The following is a 15,646-nucleotide window of genomic DNA, read 5'->3' as shown; positions in this document are numbered from 1 at the left end:
AGTTCGATCCGCTTTCAGCAGTGCTGTTGGCGTCAGTCGGGGCGTAGCGCAGCCTGGTAGCGCACTTGCATGGGGTGCAAGGGGTCGAGTGTTCGAATCACTCCGTCCCGACCAAAAAACCCTAGAAAATCCAGTCACTTAACGGTGACTGGATTTTTTTATGCCTGCAGATTTTTCGGCGCTTTCTAGATAATGGCTTTCTGGTTGCCAATTGGTTGCCAATTGAGATTGGCTTCTCAGTCCTGGGGAGATTAGGATCAACCCTGACAACGGAGTGGTATTCGCGAGCCTAGGGGGAGGGCGGATGTCGGCTCTGACTAGCTTATTAGGGGCGACGGCATCATGGAACTGATCGACAACATCAACCACCTGCTCGGCGATGATCTCAAGCAGACGCTCGAACCAGGTGCCCGCCTGAAGATCGCGGCCTCCTGCTTTTCGATGTACGCGTTTGAAGCGCTCAAAGCAGAGCTGGAAAAAATCGACGAGCTTCAATTCATCTTTACCTCGCCGACGTTCACCGCCAACGAGGTTACCGACAAGATTCGCAAGGAACGCAAAGAATTCCACATCCCGAAGGCTGACCGCGAACGGAGTCTGTACGGGAGTGAGTTCGAGATTCAGCTACGCAACAAACTGACCCAGCGCGCGATTGCAAAAGAGTGCGCGGACTGGATGCGGCGTAAGGCGACGTTCAAGTCCAATCGCAGCAAGGCACCCATGCAGCAGTTTGCCTGCGTGCGGATTTCGGTGAACGTGACCGAGCGTTTCGCTAATACGTGACCGGTGCTTCCGTCCCGGTTGCGCGGTTTTGAGATTGTAATCGCATCGGTCACGATGCGGTGTCTTCCTCGGCTTTTTTCCGGCGCAGTGACTCGCCCTTCATCGTCAGTCGGTAAGCGTTGTGCACCAGGCGATCAAGGATGGCATCGGCCAAGGTCGGGTCGTTGATCCAGCCGTGCCAGTGTTCGATGGGCAGTTGACTGGTCAGGATGGTGGAGCGGTTGCCGGCGCGGTCGTCGATCACCTCCAGCAGGTCATGCCGGGCCCCTTCCTCCAGCGGGGCTAGCGCCCAGTCGTCCAGAACCAGGACGTCGACCTTTGCCAGCTGTTGCAGGGTGCGGCCGAAGCTGCCGTCGCCGTGGGCGATGCGCAGTTGCTCCAGCAGGCGCGGGGTGCGCAGATACAGGGTGCTGTAGCCCTGGCGGCAGGCTTGGTTGCCCAAGGCACAGGCCAGCCAGGTCTTGCCGGCACCGGTCGGGCCGGTCAACAGCAGGTTGTGCTGCTGGCGGATCCAGTCACCGTTGGCCAGGGCGGCGATCAGGCGCTCGTCCAGGGCGCGGCCGGGACGCCGATCGAGATCCTCTAGGCAGGCATTGCTGTACTTGAGCTTGGCTTTCTTGCGCAGCCGCACTAGGCGCTGGTTGTCACGCCAGGCCAGTTCACGGTCAAGCAACAGGCCGAGGCGTTCATCGAAGCTCAGGCTGTGGCTGGCCGGCAGCGTCCATTGCTCCTCCAGTGCGCGGGCCATGCCGTCCAGGCGTAGCTGGTGCAGTTGATTCAGGGTGTGTTGCGGCATCATCGAACAGCTCCTGTTGCGGGGGTTGGTAGTAGTCGGCTCCACGGACGTTTTCGTGGTGCTCGGGGAGGCTCGCTTCGGCCGCACGCTTGGGCAGCGGCTGTCGATCCAGGCCTTGCTGAAGCAGGTTGCGTACACTACGCCCGGTGAAGGCGCGCAGCTGGACGGCCCGTTCGGCGGCGGCTTCCAGGCGCGCATTGCCATAGCGACGAGCCAGCGAGAGCAACCCGAGGCAGGCGCGGTAGCCCATTTCCGGGTGCGGCTTGTGGGTCAGCTGGTGATCGATCAGTTGGCGCGTGTAGGGGCCGATCCGCTCGCCCCAGTCGAGCAGTCGTTGCGGCGTCCATTCGCGATGGGCCTGGTGTGCGGCGGGCATGTGCTCGCGCTGGGTGCTGTAGGCACCGCGGCGACCCAGCAGCAGGTGGCTGGCCACCCGCCGGTTGCCATGCAGCACCTCCAAGGTGTGCGCTGTCAGCCGCACATCGACGCTCTGCCGGGCCAGAGCCGAGGGCACGCTGTAGAAGCTGCCATTTACCTCGATGTGGTAATCAATGTTGACCTTGCAGCGCTTAAAGCTGGCCACCTCGTAGGGATGTGCCGGCAGCACGCGCAGAGCCGGCCGATCCAGGCGCTCGAACCAGTCGCGCCGGCAGCCATCGAGCCGCTTGAACGGGCGTTGATTCAAATCCTCCAGCAACTCCGCGATGGCCTGATTGAGCGCATGCAGGCTGAAGAACTGCTGATGGCGCAGCCGCGCCATGATCCAGCGCTCGACAACCTGCACCGCTACCTCTGCCTTGGCTTTGTCCTGTGGTTTGCGTGGCCGTGCCGGCAGAATCACCGTCTGGTAATGGCGCGCGCATTCCAATGTCGCGCGGTTCAGGCCCGGCTCGTAACGATCCGGCTGAGCAACCAGGGCACGTGGATTATCCGGCACGACCATCTCCGGCACGCCACCAAAGTAGGCAAGCGCCTGCCCCAGCGAAGTCAGCCAGTCCACCTGGGTTTCGCCCGGCGTCGCGCAGGCATAGGTGTAATTCGAGGCGCCCAGGGCGGCGACGAAGATGTGCGCCCGGCGGACTTCGCCGGTGCCTGGATCGACCACCGGCAGCGTCGGGCCGGCATAGTCGATAAACAGCTTCTCGCCCGCGCGGTGCAGCTGGCGCATCGAACGCTTGAGCGTCTGTGCGTAACGCCGGTAGTGCTCGACGAACTGGGTGTAGCGGTAGGTCGGCTGCCCCGCATGCGCGGCGAGATACTCCTCCCACAGCAGCTGCAAGGTCACGCCCTTGCGCCGCAGCTCGCGATGGATACTTAGCACATCGGGCAGTACCCGCTCACCGCGCGGCTTGCCCGGTGGCATCGGCGCAAACAAGGCGGCTGCCAACACGGCCTCATCCATCGCCACCAGCGCCGGCCAGTCCAGCCCGGCCACGCACGCCGCCGTGACGTACTTGCTGACAACGCCCTTGGACAGCTGCAAGGCGCGGGCAATCTTCTCGTGGGACAAACCGGCCTCAAGCTTGAGGCGCAGACATTCTTTGATGTTTCGCATGGCTACTCGCGGCGCCGCCATCCCTCGTCTCCCGAAATCGGGCGAGGGTGACGGTCGCGTCAGGTCATGCGCAACGCAGGGGGAAGGTTTTCGCTAAGCCGTGACCGACGATTTCGGTAAGCCGTGACCACCTGTTTCGGAACAGGTGGAAAATCGGTCACGTTGTTAGCGAAATCAGCGGTCACGCGTTAGCGAAATGACCGGTCACGATCAACCGAAACGGCCGGTCACGATGCTCCGAAATCCGCAGCCCCGCAGAGGTGAAGTTGCTGGAGCGTGTCTACAAGGCCCTTCAGTTGGATCCGCAATCGCTATACAGCGACCTTCATGTGGCCGCCAGTAGTCCCTCCCTTGGCTCACCGCAGACAACGACTTCTATGCCTGGAACTGCTTTGTCCAAGCCCGTTGGTGGATTTGCTTTAGACCAGGAGCGCATCGCTCAGTTGCAGCGTGAAACGGAACAGGTATCCGCGCTGCTGGCTGAGGTTTTCGTTGACGACAAGCCTTCTGAGCCTGACGAGGACGTTGTCGAAGAAGCTGTCGAGGATACCTCCGCCATCTGTGGATTGGACGCAGATCACTCAGCTTTCCTGCGTGTTCTTGTATCCCGTAGCGAGTGGATGCGTGACGAGTTGGAGGCAGTTGCCAGCGATATGGAGCTCATGCTCGACGGCGCATTGGAGCAGATCAACGGCATGGCCTTTGATCGTTTCGATATGCCAGTCACCGAAGGGGAAGACCCTTTCGAAATCAACCCTGAAATCATGGAAAAACTACCGCTATGAGCAGCATCAGAGCCAAGGATCGCGATGCGGTCATTCAGTCCCTGCGCGCTGGCGTTGTGCCGCGTGCAGGTCAGCACCTGATCCAGGTGGGGCGTGTTAGTGAGCTGGAAGCGCTTATTCGTGATGTGGAGCGCCTCGCGGAAAGTGGTTCCGCATTCCGGGTAGTGATCGGTGAATATGGTGCGGGTAAGTCGTTTTTCCTCAATCTGGTTCGCGCTATTGCGATGGAGCGCAAGCTCGTCACCATGCATGCGGATTTGAACCCTGATCGTCGCCTCCATGCGACTGGCGGCCAGGCCCGCTCGCTATATGCCGAATTGGCCAAGAATATGTCCACCCGGACTAAGCCTGACGGTGGTGCTCTGCAAGGCATCGTCGAGAAATTCATTGCACAGGCCAAGACGGAAGCCAAAGCGTCCGGGAGGGACAGCGAAGCTGTGATTCGTGAGCATCTCGATCAACTGACGGAGATGGTCAACGGCTATGACTTTGCTGATGTAATCGCGGCCTATTGCAAAGGCTTCGAGGAGGGCAACGAGCAGCTCAAGGCCGATGCTATTCGTTGGTTGCGTGGCGAGTTCACTACCAAAACAGAGGCCCGCACCGCTTTGGGGGTCAGAACCATAGTCGACGATGCGTCGGTCTACGACCAGCTCAAGCTGCTTTCCCGATTTGTGCGCTTGGCCGGATTCAGTGGGCTGATGGTGTGTCTCGACGAGTTGGTTAACCTGTACAAGCTTGCCAATACTCAGGCACGCAACGCTAACTACGAACAGATCTTGCGCATCCTCAATGATTCTCTGCAGGGCTCCGCTGAGGGGCTGGGTTTCGTGCTGGGTGGCACACCCGAGTTCCTTATGGATACACGTCGCGGGCTCTACAGCTATCCGGCCCTGCAGTCGCGCTTGACGGAAAACAACTTCGCCAAGTCCGGGCTGGTAGATCTGTCCGGCCCGGTTATACGCCTCACCAGTCTGACGCCTGAGGACTTTTACGTACTGCTGCAGAAGCTGCGTCATGTCTACGCGGCAGGCGAGAGCGAACGCTATTTGCTACCTGACGAAGCATTACCGCTGTTTATGGCCCATTGCAACCAACGGATGGGCGAGGCCTACTTCCGCACCCCACGGACGACCATCACCGCATTCATAAACCTACTAGCGGTGCTGGAGCAGAATCCGGGGGCTGATTGGCGCGCACTGCTGGGCGCGGTCGAGATAGAGACAGACCGAGGTGGTGAAGCCGATACCCAGGTGGACACGGACGATGAGCTTGCCACCTTCCAGCTCTGAGTCGGCCGGGTTCGAACTCCTCGAACCGCGAATCCAGCGCTGGATATGGTCCGAAGGTTGGACCTCTCTGCGCGATGCCCAGGAGCGTGCTATCCCCGCGCTCCTGGGCGCGGATCAGGATGTCATCATCGCGGCGGCGACGGCAGCAGGGAAAACCGAAGCCGCGTTTTTGCCCATCCTCACCAACCTCTTGCAGACACAGGGCGCGCCCGGGGCCGTGCTGTACATCAGTCCTCTGAAGGCGCTGATCAACGATCAGTGGGAACGCCTTGCCAGACTATGCGATGACCTGGAGATCCCTGTTATTGCCTGGCATGGGGATATCTCTGCGAGCCGCAAACATCGCTTCCTCAAGTCTCCGGAAGGCATCCTGCTGATCACACCGGAGTCTCTCGAAGCTCTGTTTGTGAACAGGGGAACCAGCCTGGCGGGGTTGTTTGCCAACTTACGCTATCTGGTCGTGGATGAACTCCATGCCTTTATCGGTAGCAAGCGAGGCAAGCAGCTGCAGTCCCTGATGCCTCGGGTGGAAACCGTTATTGATCGCCCCCTGCCCAGGGTGGGGCTCTCCGCCACGCTGGGCGACATGGCGATGGCAGCAGCCTTCTTGCGGCCCAATGCGCCTTATCATGTGTCGGTGATCGAGTCCAAGGGGAGTGGTCAGCTATTGAAGGTTCAGATCAGGGGCTATGCGGAGACCCGACAGAATCTCTCGGCACTCCCGGACGGCGAAGAAGTGTTTTCCGCAGACCATGCCATTGCAGATCACCTCTTTCAGGTGCTGCGGGGCAGCAACAACCTGATATTCCCCAATAGCCGATCCCAGGTGGAGTGGTTTGCTGACAATTTGCGGCGCCGTTGCGAGCAGGATGGCGTGCCGAATGAGTTTTGGCCGCATCACGGCAGCCTGGCGAAGGACATTCGAGAGGAAACCGAGAAGGCTCTAAAGGCTGGTGACCAGCCGGCCAGCGCAGTTTGTACAACGACATTGGAGCTGGGTGTCGATATCGGCAGTATCAAGACGGTGGTGCAGATCGGCGCACCACCATCGGTAGCCAGTCTGCGCCAGCGTCTGGGCCGATCCGGACGCCGTCCGGGAGAGGCAGCGATTCTCCGCAGTTACTGCAAGGAGCGTCCGCTGGACGATGACTCACCACTGTCGGATCGGCTCCGCCAGGGGTTGGTGCAAAGCATCGCCATGATCAGGTTATTGATGCAGGGCTGGTTCGAGCCACCTCGTGTTCAGGGCCTGCATTTATCGACACTGGTTCAGCAGTGCCTCTCGGTGATAGCTCAGCGCGGTGGAGCAACAGCAGCAGAGCTGTGGAGCACCTTGATACGAGGTGGCCCGTTTGCTTGCGTGGAGCAGGGCAGCTTCCTTAGCCTGCTTCGCGCGCTCGGTGATCATGACTTGATAGCCCAGGAGGCGTCGGGGCTGCTGTTACCCGGTGTTGTGGGGGAGCGAATGATCAACCACTACGACTTCTACAGCGCGTTCGTCAGCAATGAAGAGTTCCGTCTGGTATGCGATGGCAAGCCACTGGGAGCTCTACCGGTCTCCAGGCCCTTGACCGTCGATCAGCGCATCATCTTTGCAGGGCGTCGGTGGCGGGTCATCAGTGTTGACACTGAAGCCAAGGTCATCGTCGTTAGATCCGATCCTGGTGGTGCTCCGCCTTCCTTCGATGGGCTTGGCGCCCCGGTACATGACCGCGTTCGGCAAGAGATGAAGGCCGTGTTGTTGGGCGCGGAGGTTTATCCCTATCTCGACCCGGCGGCACAGGAGCTATTGGCTCAGGCACGCAGCACCTTTGCGGATCTTGGCTTGGCACATTCGAGTATGACCGAAAGCGGAGGCAAGACTTACCTTTTTACCTGGCAAGGCGATTGGGTAAACGATGCCTTGGCCATCTTGCGTACACATAGCGGGCTAGCCAGTGAAAACAGTGGGCTGGTGATCGAGGTCGAGGGAGATCGGGCATCGCTTGAGGGCAAGCTGCGCGAGATTGCCGGGTGGGATGATATTGGCGCATCGACCGTTCTGATGAGCGTACAGAACATGGTTCAAGAAAAATGGGATTGGGTGCTTCCGTCAGCGTTACTCATGCAATCGTACGCCACTATGCAGCTAGATTTGGAGGGGGCGAAGGAAGCGGCATTGGGGTTGGCGAGACAACCCGTAGTGACGAACTGATTGTTGGCTGATGTGTAATGTTTGGTTTGGTCAACCTACCTGCTGCGAGCGGCGACATCCGGCCAGAAGCAATTATTCGCATTCGGGTAGAAGTGGGAATTGAGCGCGTCTACCTAGTCAATTGCAACGCTTCTAGTTGAGCTGAAAATCAATTGCAGGGTCTGAGGGGCCATGATTCAGCGTTCCTTGTGGTAAATCATTTTTCGCATCTACGCCGAAACCAGCTGTTAATTGAGCGGCAGTTTGGCGATGACGGCCTCGGTTGTCAGATTTTAGGCGCTGTACTATGAAGTTCTGAAGGTCAATGCATATAATCAGATCTGCTTTCGTGTAAGATGAGTCGTGAACTCAGGCTCGGCTTCCTAATATGGAAAATCTTATGAATAGAGTGAGTGGCTCTTTGAGTCGTTGGTTTAAAGTGAGTTGCTATTGTGCTTTCACGCTAGCATCTCCCATCGCAGTGGCTGATGGCATGCTTGGAAGGGAGCTTCTCGAGGCCTGTCGCGCTGCCTCTTTGCAAGGCGATGAAATGTCAAAGATGCAGATTCTTAAAAGCGGTCAGTGTTTAGGGTATTTAATGGGTTTTAATGAAGGTGTGCTCGTCAATACCTCTGTTCTCAAGCACTCTTACGGCAAGGATATTCCTAATACTTATTGTATTCCTGATAATCGTGGAGGTGCAGGGGATTTAGCTGGTGTTGTTGTTCTATATGGTAAAGACCATCCCGAAACATTAGATGGGCCTGGTTTCATATTGGCTCTGAAAGCATTCGTTGACGAGTTTCCCTGCAGGCACTGAGCTTGAGATACACGTTCGCTTGATTTCCTGGTCGGCTCTATATATAGATGGGTAGGATTTGGCGGAGAAGCCTACTTCTCCGCGAGTAGAGGCGATTCAATGCCTGTTGGGCTCACAGGGGATCTGACTCGATGTAGTGCATGCCGTAGATGTTTCCCGCTACGTCAATGGCATCATCCAACATCGGTAAACCTGTACATGGATTTACTTTCCGGCTGGGAAAGCCAAGGTCTAGATTGTGTAAATCGGCTGTGTTTAGGGCATCAAAATCTTGTTCATCAATTTTCCAAAATTCAGAAAGCTCGCTGAGCTGCGCGTCTGAAGCTATTTGCCCATCATATAGCGAGTCGTGAATAACAAGCGGTTGGCCAGATATTGGATAGATTATCGTTTTGTATCCAAGGCTGGGTGATTCTTTGGATAGCATGGTAATAATCTTGCTGAGCAGTAGTCTGAGCTTTCTCATATCTATGACCCGCTGGGTTAGCTGTGAGTTTTCCTTAGATATGCTCAGTCTCCATCTTTTTTTGGAAATGCAAGTGGTTGGGTCTTCGTTGCAGCTGGTCTCGGTAATGTGATAGTGGGTTGTGAAAAATTAAGGCGCCGACATTAACAATCTTATGTCGGCGCCTTGCTAATTTACTGCTAGGTTTTGGGGTGCAAACTGCTATGCGCGGTTCTGGCTCTGCATCCACATGAAAACTTCAGTGCTAAGCCATCCAACAGATCTGCAGCCAAGCTTAAATTGTTTGGGGAAAGTGCCTTTCTTGATGTCTCGGTAAATTGTGGAGCGCTTCCTTCCGGTAATGTGGATGAGTTCTGGGAGTCTAATGAAACGATCTTCCGTTTTTTGCTCTAATTGCTGCATATAAGTTTCTCGAAGTTTTGCCCATATATCCTCCTCGTAGATAAATAGACTTAGAGATATTAATTGCCTTCTCAGTAATTTTGGCTGGTTGGCATTTGGAGATTGCCGGTATGTGCCATCGCTGAGTGTTATGGCAAGCAGTCAGTCGGTTAAAGCTGATGCGGCTTTTTGGTGAATAGGCTTGAGGTAGCCTAAACGGAAACAGAGCGATTAATTTCGCTACTGCCCCTTGATCATATATGTCTTGCGTTTCTACGCCCTGGTAGTGATGCAGTGAACTTATCGAAAATCTGGTGGTTTATTTTTGATGGAGCCAATTTTGGGCTCCATCAAAACCAAGATATTGATTAAAATTCAATATTCTCGAAGATGCGTTTCATTTTTTTCAACCCTTCACGATAGTCTCCGTTCGCTTCGGCCATTTCGCGAATTGCAGCAAACTTCTTGTCGTATTCATTGAAGATCCCCAAGTGAAATTCATCGAGCTTGCCCATCAAGGTTTGGCTCTGCTTAAACGTCTTTTTAGACGAGCAGTTGTTTAGCTTTATCCGGCTGAAATACACCTTAGATTTAGCGAAGGAATCCGACTTGATATGTTTCAGGCGGCACCACTCAATCCTGAAACGATTCGGGCACTGCCTGATGTGCACAGACCGAACTAGCACAATTTTCTGCTCACGGGCCGTCCCCCAAATTTCCTCGTTGAGCACTCCCGTTAGGCTTTTTAGCTGATCGTCGAACTGATCTAACGACTCCAGCCTCTTATTGATGTGTTTAACAACGTCACTCATTCATACCGCTCCTCATAAATTAGGTTGCAGAGAGGAGCTTCTCATCTGGGCTAAAAAAAATATGGCCAATTAGGCCCCTCGGAGGGGGCCAAACCTCGCAATCGCCGAACGACAGAAGTAACTTTGCAAAAGTCTAAACCAGTTTCGAGTAAGGTCGACGGAGCAGATACTCTGCGTCCGAAAGCCCCATTACAGCCTGCTTTGCGTCCCTCACAGAGCACTTAAGCGATGATGAGTCCGGTCTGGTGCATAGCGTGGCGGGGACGGCTGCCAACGTTGCAGACGTTACCCAGGTCGACAAACTGCTGCACGGCAAGGAAAACATGGTTGGGGCCGACGCGGGCTACACCGGTGTTGAGAAACGCTCGGAGCATGCTGATCGGAAGGTTATCTGGCAGGTGGCGGCACGCCGCAACACCTACAAGAATCTCGATAAGCGCAGTGCGCTATACAAGGCCAAGCGCAAGATCGAGAAGGCCAAGGCTCAGGTGCGCGCCAAGGTTGAGCACCCGTTCCGCGTGATCAAGCGGCAGTTTGGCTATACCAAGGTGCGCTTCAGAGGGCTGGTGAAGAACACCGCACAACTGGTGACGTTGTTTGCGCTATCGAATCTGTGGATGGCGCGTCGGCATTTGCTGACGAATGCAGGAGGGGTGCGCCTGTAATGCGGAAAATGGCCGTCGCGAGGTACTCACGACGGCTGAAAACACCGAAATGAGCGGGTGATCCGATCCTTTTTGATCGGTTCACCGCTTTCAAAGTCGGCAGTGGCTGAAGTCAGCCGGAAACACATGACTACTTCAGACCATCCTTAGTGGCCAACCGGCCTCCTAGGCGACTCCGCATGCCTCTGCACTGGCGTTGAGCGAGCTTGTGTATTCCAGAAACGGTGGAGACTGGGAGCCGTAATCACAAAAGCAACTTCCCCACCTTTCATCTTCTGAGCCAAAGGCGCGTAAGCCCATACAGAGTGGCAGGTGGTATTACATTACGGAGCAAGCAATGTTTCTAATTTTTGGTCTGATCGCTGCATTTCCTTGCCTGATCTATTGGGTGTGGAGGCAAGAATGCGCGTTAAGGAAACGATTGGATCAGCAGTGGCTACATCAGCCTAGCGTGAACACATACTTAGATCAGCTCAGGCGAGATGGTAAATCAGGCATTTCGTGCCGGTTTTGTGGGTCGAGGAGCATTCGCCAGCTAGGCTGGGCTGCGAATAATGACCCCCGCCGCCTGCACAGATGCAACCACTGCAATACAACGCTGTATCGGAGTAGCCGCATATAGAGCGCGTTAATACGCAGCTTGGTTTCTAGTAAAGACGGATGGGGCGTTACAAGCCTTGGGGGAGACGGGGTCGATCAGCAGCAGTGGCCCCGTCCATGGCAGCACTTGCTCTTTCTACCAGAAAGCGCGTTGACTGGGTCTTTTTACGTTGCCGGCGTACTCGGCATAGGAAAAACTTGTCCATGTCAGGCAGCAAAGCTCCGGTTCATCGGGAGCCCTATATTCAGCTCACGCGACTTATCCGGAGTTCCCTGGGTAGCGGTCACCGTGAGGTACGGGAATGTGGCGCCATCTTGGAGGCCAGTTGGCGTAAAGGGGCTACAGAAGTTACTTCTGTGGCTGCATTGGGGTGATCATTGGGTAGACGCAGGGGGAGCAAGTGGAACCTTTGGGATACGTAATCGTGGGTGTGCCGTTATTTTTGATTGTCCTGGGCACTATCGGCGGATTGATCTGCAGGCAGCTGGATAGGCGGCTGTCAGCAGATCAGATTGGGCAGGTAAGGCGAAGCTAAGCCTGGCGAGAAGGGACGAGCGCGATGTTGGTACCTCACAGAAGTTACCTTCCTCTGTTTGGGACTTCTGGCCGCCGAGAGAGCCTGCGCCCGATCTAGCAGCTAACCGGGTTAGCTTTGATTTTTTCTATGGTTAGGTATACGTTACATGTAATCTAATTTGTTACGTATATTGGACATGGACTACTCGCTTATTACCAGGCGCCTTGGCGAACAGATTCGGCAGCGCCGCCTGAATCGCGGCCTGACCCAGGCCAAGTTGGCTTCCCTCGCGGGCATTACCCGGCAGAAGGTTATCGCCATCGAGAAGGGCGACTTGTCGGTAGGCATGACGGCCTATGCACGAGTGCTGGGAGCTCTGGACTGTGAGTTCGCGCTGGTGCCCGCGGCCATGCCCACGCTGGAAGAGATTCAGGGAGTGTTCGACTGATGACAGTCCTGCTGCAAGTGGCAACGCCAGAGGGCGAGAGCGGGAGGATTCTCAGCTCCGCTAGGGACTACCTGTTTCGCTACCGCGAAGAGGCCAAAGCGCAGGCAGCTATCAGTTTGCTGATGCCTGTGCGCCTGGATGAATACCGCCACAGAGAGTTGCACCCGATCTTCCAGATGAACCTCCCTGAGGGCTATGTCCTGGAGCAGCTGCGCAATCGCTTGGCCAAGGTGGCGAATGTCGACCCCATGTTGCTGCTGGCGCTGTCCGGCAGCAGCTCGCCCATTGGGCGTGTCGCGGTGAGCTCAGCAGAGGTAGATGCGCTACTGCGAAGGCAGCAGTTTCCTGGGGAAAAGCTGGAGGAAATCCTGGCCTGGGATGGTGCAGAAGACATTTTTGCTGGCCTAGTAGATCGCTACATTCTGCGCGCTGGGATTTCGGGCGTGCAGCCCAAGGTGCTGGTACCAGAGAAGCATGACGCCGCGCCGCAGCGTTTTACCTCGAAGACATCTGACCTGATCATCAAGAGCGGTCGGGATGAGTTTCCCGGGCTGGCGATCAACGAGTTCCTCTGCATGTCCGTGGCGAGGGAGGCCAGGATTGCAGTGCCGGAGTTCTACCTGTCCGACAATGCCAAGCTGTTCGTCCTGCGCCGTTTCGACCGGGATGAACAACTCAACCCTATCGGTTTCGAGGATATGGCCGCATTGATGGGGCTGGGGGCAGAGCAGAAATACAGCAAGAGTTACTCGGCTATCGTCAAGGCCATCCGCCTTTTTTGTCCGCCTGAACAGGTACAGGGTTCACTGGCGCAGTTGTTTGCCATGGTGAGCCTGAGTTGCATTGTCGGAAATGGCGATGCCCATCTGAAGAACTTCGGGCTGCTGTATTCCGACCCTACGCAGCGCGATGCCCGGCTGGCGCCGGCCTATGACATCGTCAACACCACGGCTTACATTCCAGAGGATGTATTGGCGCTGGATCTAGTTGGCAACAAGTCACTATTCGCGTCGAGGCAGGGATTGCTGGAGTTCGCCAAGGCGTGTGATGTGGCTCGGCCGGAGGATGTCATTCGCGAGCAGTTGCAAGCCCTAGAGCGAGTGCTGTCTCGCTCGATCGAGCTGTGCGAGCAGGCTCCGCATGTAGTTGCTGCAATCAGAAATTGCTCTGAGCCGTTTATAAAAACTTTCGGCTAGAGTGTGTTTTCGTCTGCACTGTGGGAGGCGCTGGTTTAGTTAATTGTTGACAGGTTGCTTGGGGTAGACTCGCTCGTTCTGGCGGGGGAGTTCCATTCGCCCTTAAGTAGTGGCAGCCAGTCGGCGATTTTGTCTCGTCTCTGCACTATCAACCTCACGGTCAGCCAATACTGGTATCGAGCGTTAGAGTTATCGAGCTTGATATGCTCAGCTAGAAACCAGCGCAGGTGTTTTACCTGGTATTGGGCTGGGTGACGAATATTCCATCGTGATTCGATTGCCAGTTTAATTGTGTTTGCTCGTTGTATATGGCGTCTACGAGTTGCGGGTGCTCCTTTGAGCACGCCTGCAATAAAAATCTCCATTGTTGAGGTCATTTTTTGCAACTCCCAACGTAGGAGTTGCAGATCTCTATCCTCTCGTGGCCAAGCTCTCTGCTGATGATTCTACGCGCCTCTTTGTCCATTTTAAGTTCCTCTTTTGACATGGCTAGTCGCTTTTCAATTACAGGAGCTGGGTGTCCTGTGATTTGCTCATAGCGCTCGCAGGCATATGCGGCTCTAAGATCATGGATTTTGCGGATGCCATAGCCTCCAAGACTTTTGCCTTTGTATCTGACTACTGAGCGTATGAATGAAATGTATGTCTCATTCGGTTTGAGAAGATTTTTGCTGTTGGGTGGTGACGCGAGAATTGCAAAATCAATAGCGTCGGCGGCGCATTCTCGGCGATTTTCAAGGTAGTTGTCGCGTGAGCGTGTCACGCTGCCTTTGATGTTTGCTGCAGTACCGCTTCCCGCTCCGGGTTCAGGCACACGATTGGTGCCAGCACCCAGTTCCTGATGTTGCCGCTCCAGCGCTCCGGGTGCCGTGCACGCGCCGCCTCGTACAGCTCGATACGCTTGCGCAGCAACTCTTCCGCCTGGCCAGTATGTCGCTGCGCCGGGGTCACGAACTTCAGGGCGCTGTGGCGATGTTCATGGTTGTACCAGGCCACGAAGCTGTTCACCCAGTTCCTGGCCTGCTCCAGCGTGTCGAAGGGCCGCTCCGGCCACAGCGGGCAGTACTTCGCCGTGCGGAACAAGGCCTCGGCATAGGCGTTGTCATTGCTCACCCGCGGGCGGCTGAACGAGGGCATCACACCCAGGTTCTGCATGGCCGCCAGCATGGTCGAGCCCTTCATCGCGCTGCCGTTGTCCGAGTGCAGTACCAGCGGCTGGCCTGCCCGCTGTTCACGTAGGCAGGCCTGGCGTAGCAGCTGGGCGGCCTGCTCGGCGCTTTCACTTTCATGCACCTCGTTGGCCACCAGCTTCCGGCTGTAGACGTCCTTGATCATGTACCAGTAGAAGTAACGGCCCTTGACCGTGGTCGGCAGCCAGGTGATGTCCCAGCACCACAGCTGGTTCGGGCCGTCGGCCACATGGGTCGTCAGCGCTCGTTTCACCGGTGGGCGGCTACGGCCGCGCGGATGCTGCTGTTCGGCGTCCTTCAGCAACCGGTAAAAGGTCGACTCCGAGGCCAGCCAGGTGCCCTGATCGGCCAGCCGCGCCACGATCTGCTGCGGCGGCAGGCTGGCAAACTCGGGCTGGTTGGCGACCTCCAGCACGCGGCGGCGCTCTTGCGGGGTCAGCTTGTTGGCCGGCTCAGCTCGCTGTGCCGAAGGACGCCGATCCTCCGGGCAGTGCTGCCAGCGCTGCAGGCTGCGCAGCGACAGGCCCAGTTCGGCGCAGGCCTGCGCCCGCCGCGCTCCCGCCGCCACGGCGTCCTCGATCAACTGCAGCGTTTCACGGCGATCCGGGGCGCTGATCATTCGTCCTCGTCCTTCCCCCAGAGCGCCTCGGCTTTTTTTCGCAACACCAGCAGAGCCGCGGTTTCTGCCAGCGCCGCATCCTTGCGCCGCAGTTCACGCTCCAGCTGCTTGATGCGCTTCTTCGCGGCCTTTTCCTCTTCGCGTTCGCGCCGGGTCTTGATCGGCTGAGCCAGGCTGTTGGCCTGCTCGCAGGCTTCGCGCCAGGCGTTGATCTGCTCGACATACAGGCCTTTGCGCCGGCAGTACTCCGCCAGCTCAGCCGCATTGAGGCTGGCGCTTTCCAGCACCACCCGAAACTTGTCCTGGCTCGACCACTGGTCGGCCTGCTGTCCATCTCCCGGCACCACTGCTCCCGCTGCTCTGGCCTGTTTGCGCCAAGCATACAGGGTGGCATCAGTAATGCCTGTCGCTTCCACCAGCTCCGGCACCGTCCGGTTCAAGGGCGGCATCATCTGCCGCACCACCCACTCCCGATGCTCTATCGAATAACGCGCCACACGGCTCTCACTTCCGCCCACCGACCAAGACTCATCGAATCAACTCACAC

Annotated in this window: 12 protein-coding genes, 1 tRNA gene and 2 pseudogenes; 9 read left to right on the top strand and 6 right to left on the bottom strand. The window is 56.7% G+C overall.

Going from position 1 to position 15,646, the window contains the following annotated elements; all coding sequences use genetic code 11:
• The first annotated feature begins 37 nt into the window (after positions 1 to 37).
• Positions 38 to 114, top strand: a tRNA-Pro gene (locus tag LW136_RS13300).
• Between the two features lie 228 nt (positions 115 to 342).
• A complete protein-coding gene (locus LW136_RS13295; protein WP_234173097.1) occupies positions 343 to 783 on the top strand; it encodes a phospholipase D-like domain-containing protein in 441 nt (146 codons plus the stop codon).
• Between the two features lie 49 nt (positions 784 to 832).
• On the opposite strand, the gene istB is transcribed toward LW136_RS13295, so the two are convergent.
• Positions 833 to 1,582 carry an IS21-like element IS1474 family helper ATPase IstB gene (gene istB / locus LW136_RS13290; RefSeq protein WP_003291621.1) on the bottom strand — a complete coding sequence of 250 codons (750 nt, stop codon included), beginning with the start codon at positions 1,580 to 1,582 and terminating at the stop codon, positions 833 to 835.
• Complete coding sequence (istA, locus tag LW136_RS13285; RefSeq protein WP_234173096.1) at positions 1,470 to 3,155, bottom strand: IS21 family transposase; 1,686 nt, start codon at positions 3,153 to 3,155, stop codon at positions 1,470 to 1,472. Before istA ends, istB begins: the two co-directional genes overlap by 113 nt.
• Before the next feature lie 227 nt (positions 3,156 to 3,382).
• Here istA and LW136_RS13280 point away from each other — a divergent pair.
• From LW136_RS13280 to LW136_RS13265, 4 genes and pseudogenes are all read left to right on the top strand, one after another.
• Positions 3,383 to 3,919, top strand: a pseudogene (locus LW136_RS13280) (tellurite resistance TerB C-terminal domain-containing protein); the annotation flags it as partial.
• Complete coding sequence (locus LW136_RS13275) at positions 3,916 to 5,211, top strand: ATP-binding protein (RefSeq protein ID WP_234173095.1); 1,296 nt, start codon at positions 3,916 to 3,918, stop codon at positions 5,209 to 5,211. The pseudogene LW136_RS13280 and the gene LW136_RS13275, both read left to right, overlap by 4 nt.
• Positions 5,186 to 7,405, top strand: coding sequence for a DEAD/DEAH box helicase (locus LW136_RS13270; RefSeq protein WP_234173094.1), 2,220 nt, complete (start codon positions 5,186 to 5,188; stop codon positions 7,403 to 7,405). Before LW136_RS13275 ends, LW136_RS13270 begins: the two co-directional genes overlap by 26 nt.
• Positions 7,406 to 7,784: 379 nt before the next feature.
• Positions 7,785 to 8,204 carry a Rap1a/Tai family immunity protein gene (locus LW136_RS13265; protein WP_234173093.1) on the top strand — a complete coding sequence of 140 codons (420 nt, stop codon included), beginning with the start codon at positions 7,785 to 7,787 and terminating at the stop codon, positions 8,202 to 8,204.
• 112 nt (positions 8,205 to 8,316) lie between these two features.
• Here the strand turns inward: LW136_RS13265 and LW136_RS13260 are convergent, their stop codons facing one another.
• The 3 genes from LW136_RS13260 to LW136_RS13250 form a co-directional block, all read right to left on the bottom strand.
• Positions 8,317 to 8,631 carry a hypothetical protein gene (locus tag LW136_RS13260; RefSeq protein ID WP_234173092.1) on the bottom strand — a complete coding sequence of 105 codons (315 nt, stop codon included), beginning with the start codon at positions 8,629 to 8,631 and terminating at the stop codon, positions 8,317 to 8,319.
• A gap of 240 nt (positions 8,632 to 8,871) precedes the next feature.
• The gene (locus LW136_RS13255) at positions 8,872 to 9,072 is read right to left on the bottom strand and encodes a helix-turn-helix transcriptional regulator (protein WP_079263246.1); all 201 of its coding nucleotides are present in this window, start codon (positions 9,070 to 9,072) and stop codon (positions 8,872 to 8,874) included.
• Positions 9,073 to 9,419: 347 nt separating this feature from the next.
• Positions 9,420 to 9,863, bottom strand: coding sequence for a hypothetical protein (locus LW136_RS13250; RefSeq protein ID WP_234173091.1), 444 nt, complete (start codon positions 9,861 to 9,863; stop codon positions 9,420 to 9,422).
• A 227-nt stretch (positions 9,864 to 10,090) separates the two neighbouring features.
• Here LW136_RS13250 and LW136_RS13245 point away from each other — a divergent pair.
• The 3 genes and pseudogenes from LW136_RS13245 to LW136_RS13235 form a co-directional block, all read left to right on the top strand.
• Positions 10,091 to 10,528 (top strand): annotated as a pseudogene (locus LW136_RS13245) (transposase); the annotation flags it as partial.
• Positions 10,529 to 11,842: 1,314 nt separating this feature from the next.
• Positions 11,843 to 12,094, top strand: a complete 252-nt coding sequence (locus LW136_RS13240; RefSeq protein ID WP_234173090.1) for a helix-turn-helix transcriptional regulator — start codon at positions 11,843 to 11,845, stop codon at positions 12,092 to 12,094.
• Entirely contained in the window at positions 12,094 to 13,290 is a 1,197-nt protein-coding gene (locus tag LW136_RS13235; protein ID WP_234173089.1) for a type II toxin-antitoxin system HipA family toxin, read from the top strand. The genes LW136_RS13240 and LW136_RS13235 overlap by 1 nt, the downstream gene beginning before the upstream one ends.
• Positions 13,291 to 14,049: 759 nt before the next feature.
• On the opposite strand, the gene LW136_RS13230 is transcribed toward LW136_RS13235, so the two are convergent.
• A protein-coding gene (locus LW136_RS13230; protein WP_086937305.1) for an IS3 family transposase occupies positions 14,050 to 15,596 on the bottom strand; the annotation gives its coding sequence in 2 pieces (ribosomal slippage) (positions 14,050 to 15,110 and positions 15,110 to 15,596; 1,548 coding nt in all).
• Positions 15,597 to 15,646 lie beyond the last annotated feature (50 nt).

The sequence above is a fragment of the Stutzerimonas kunmingensis genome (genome assembly GCF_021432085.1).
Lineage (GTDB): Bacteria > Pseudomonadota > Gammaproteobacteria > Pseudomonadales > Pseudomonadaceae > Stutzerimonas.
This window is presented reverse-complemented; position numbering and strand designations above follow the sequence as displayed.

Coding starts and splice junctions, on each gene's coding strand:
- LW136_RS13295 (WP_234173097.1), top strand. CDS start 343: ATGGAACTGATCGACAACATCAACCACCTGCTCGGCGATGATCTCAAG.
- istB (WP_003291621.1), bottom strand. CDS start 1,582: ATGATGCCGCAACACACCCTGAATCAACTGCACCAGCTACGCCTGGAC.
- istA (WP_234173096.1), bottom strand. CDS start 3,155: ATGGCGGCGCCGCGAGTAGCCATGCGAAACATCAAAGAATGTCTGCGC.
- LW136_RS13275 (WP_234173095.1), top strand. CDS start 3,916: ATGAGCAGCATCAGAGCCAAGGATCGCGATGCGGTCATTCAGTCCCTG.
- LW136_RS13270 (WP_234173094.1), top strand. CDS start 5,186: ATGAGCTTGCCACCTTCCAGCTCTGAGTCGGCCGGGTTCGAACTCCTC.
- LW136_RS13265 (WP_234173093.1), top strand. CDS start 7,785: ATGAATAGAGTGAGTGGCTCTTTGAGTCGTTGGTTTAAAGTGAGTTGC.
- LW136_RS13260 (WP_234173092.1), bottom strand. CDS start 8,631: ATGCTATCCAAAGAATCACCCAGCCTTGGATACAAAACGATAATCTAT.
- LW136_RS13255 (WP_079263246.1), bottom strand. CDS start 9,072: ATGCAGCAATTAGAGCAAAAAACGGAAGATCGTTTCATTAGACTCCCA.
- LW136_RS13250 (WP_234173091.1), bottom strand. CDS start 9,863: ATGAGTGACGTTGTTAAACACATCAATAAGAGGCTGGAGTCGTTAGAT.
- LW136_RS13240 (WP_234173090.1), top strand. CDS start 11,843: ATGGACTACTCGCTTATTACCAGGCGCCTTGGCGAACAGATTCGGCAG.
- LW136_RS13235 (WP_234173089.1), top strand. CDS start 12,094: ATGACAGTCCTGCTGCAAGTGGCAACGCCAGAGGGCGAGAGCGGGAGG.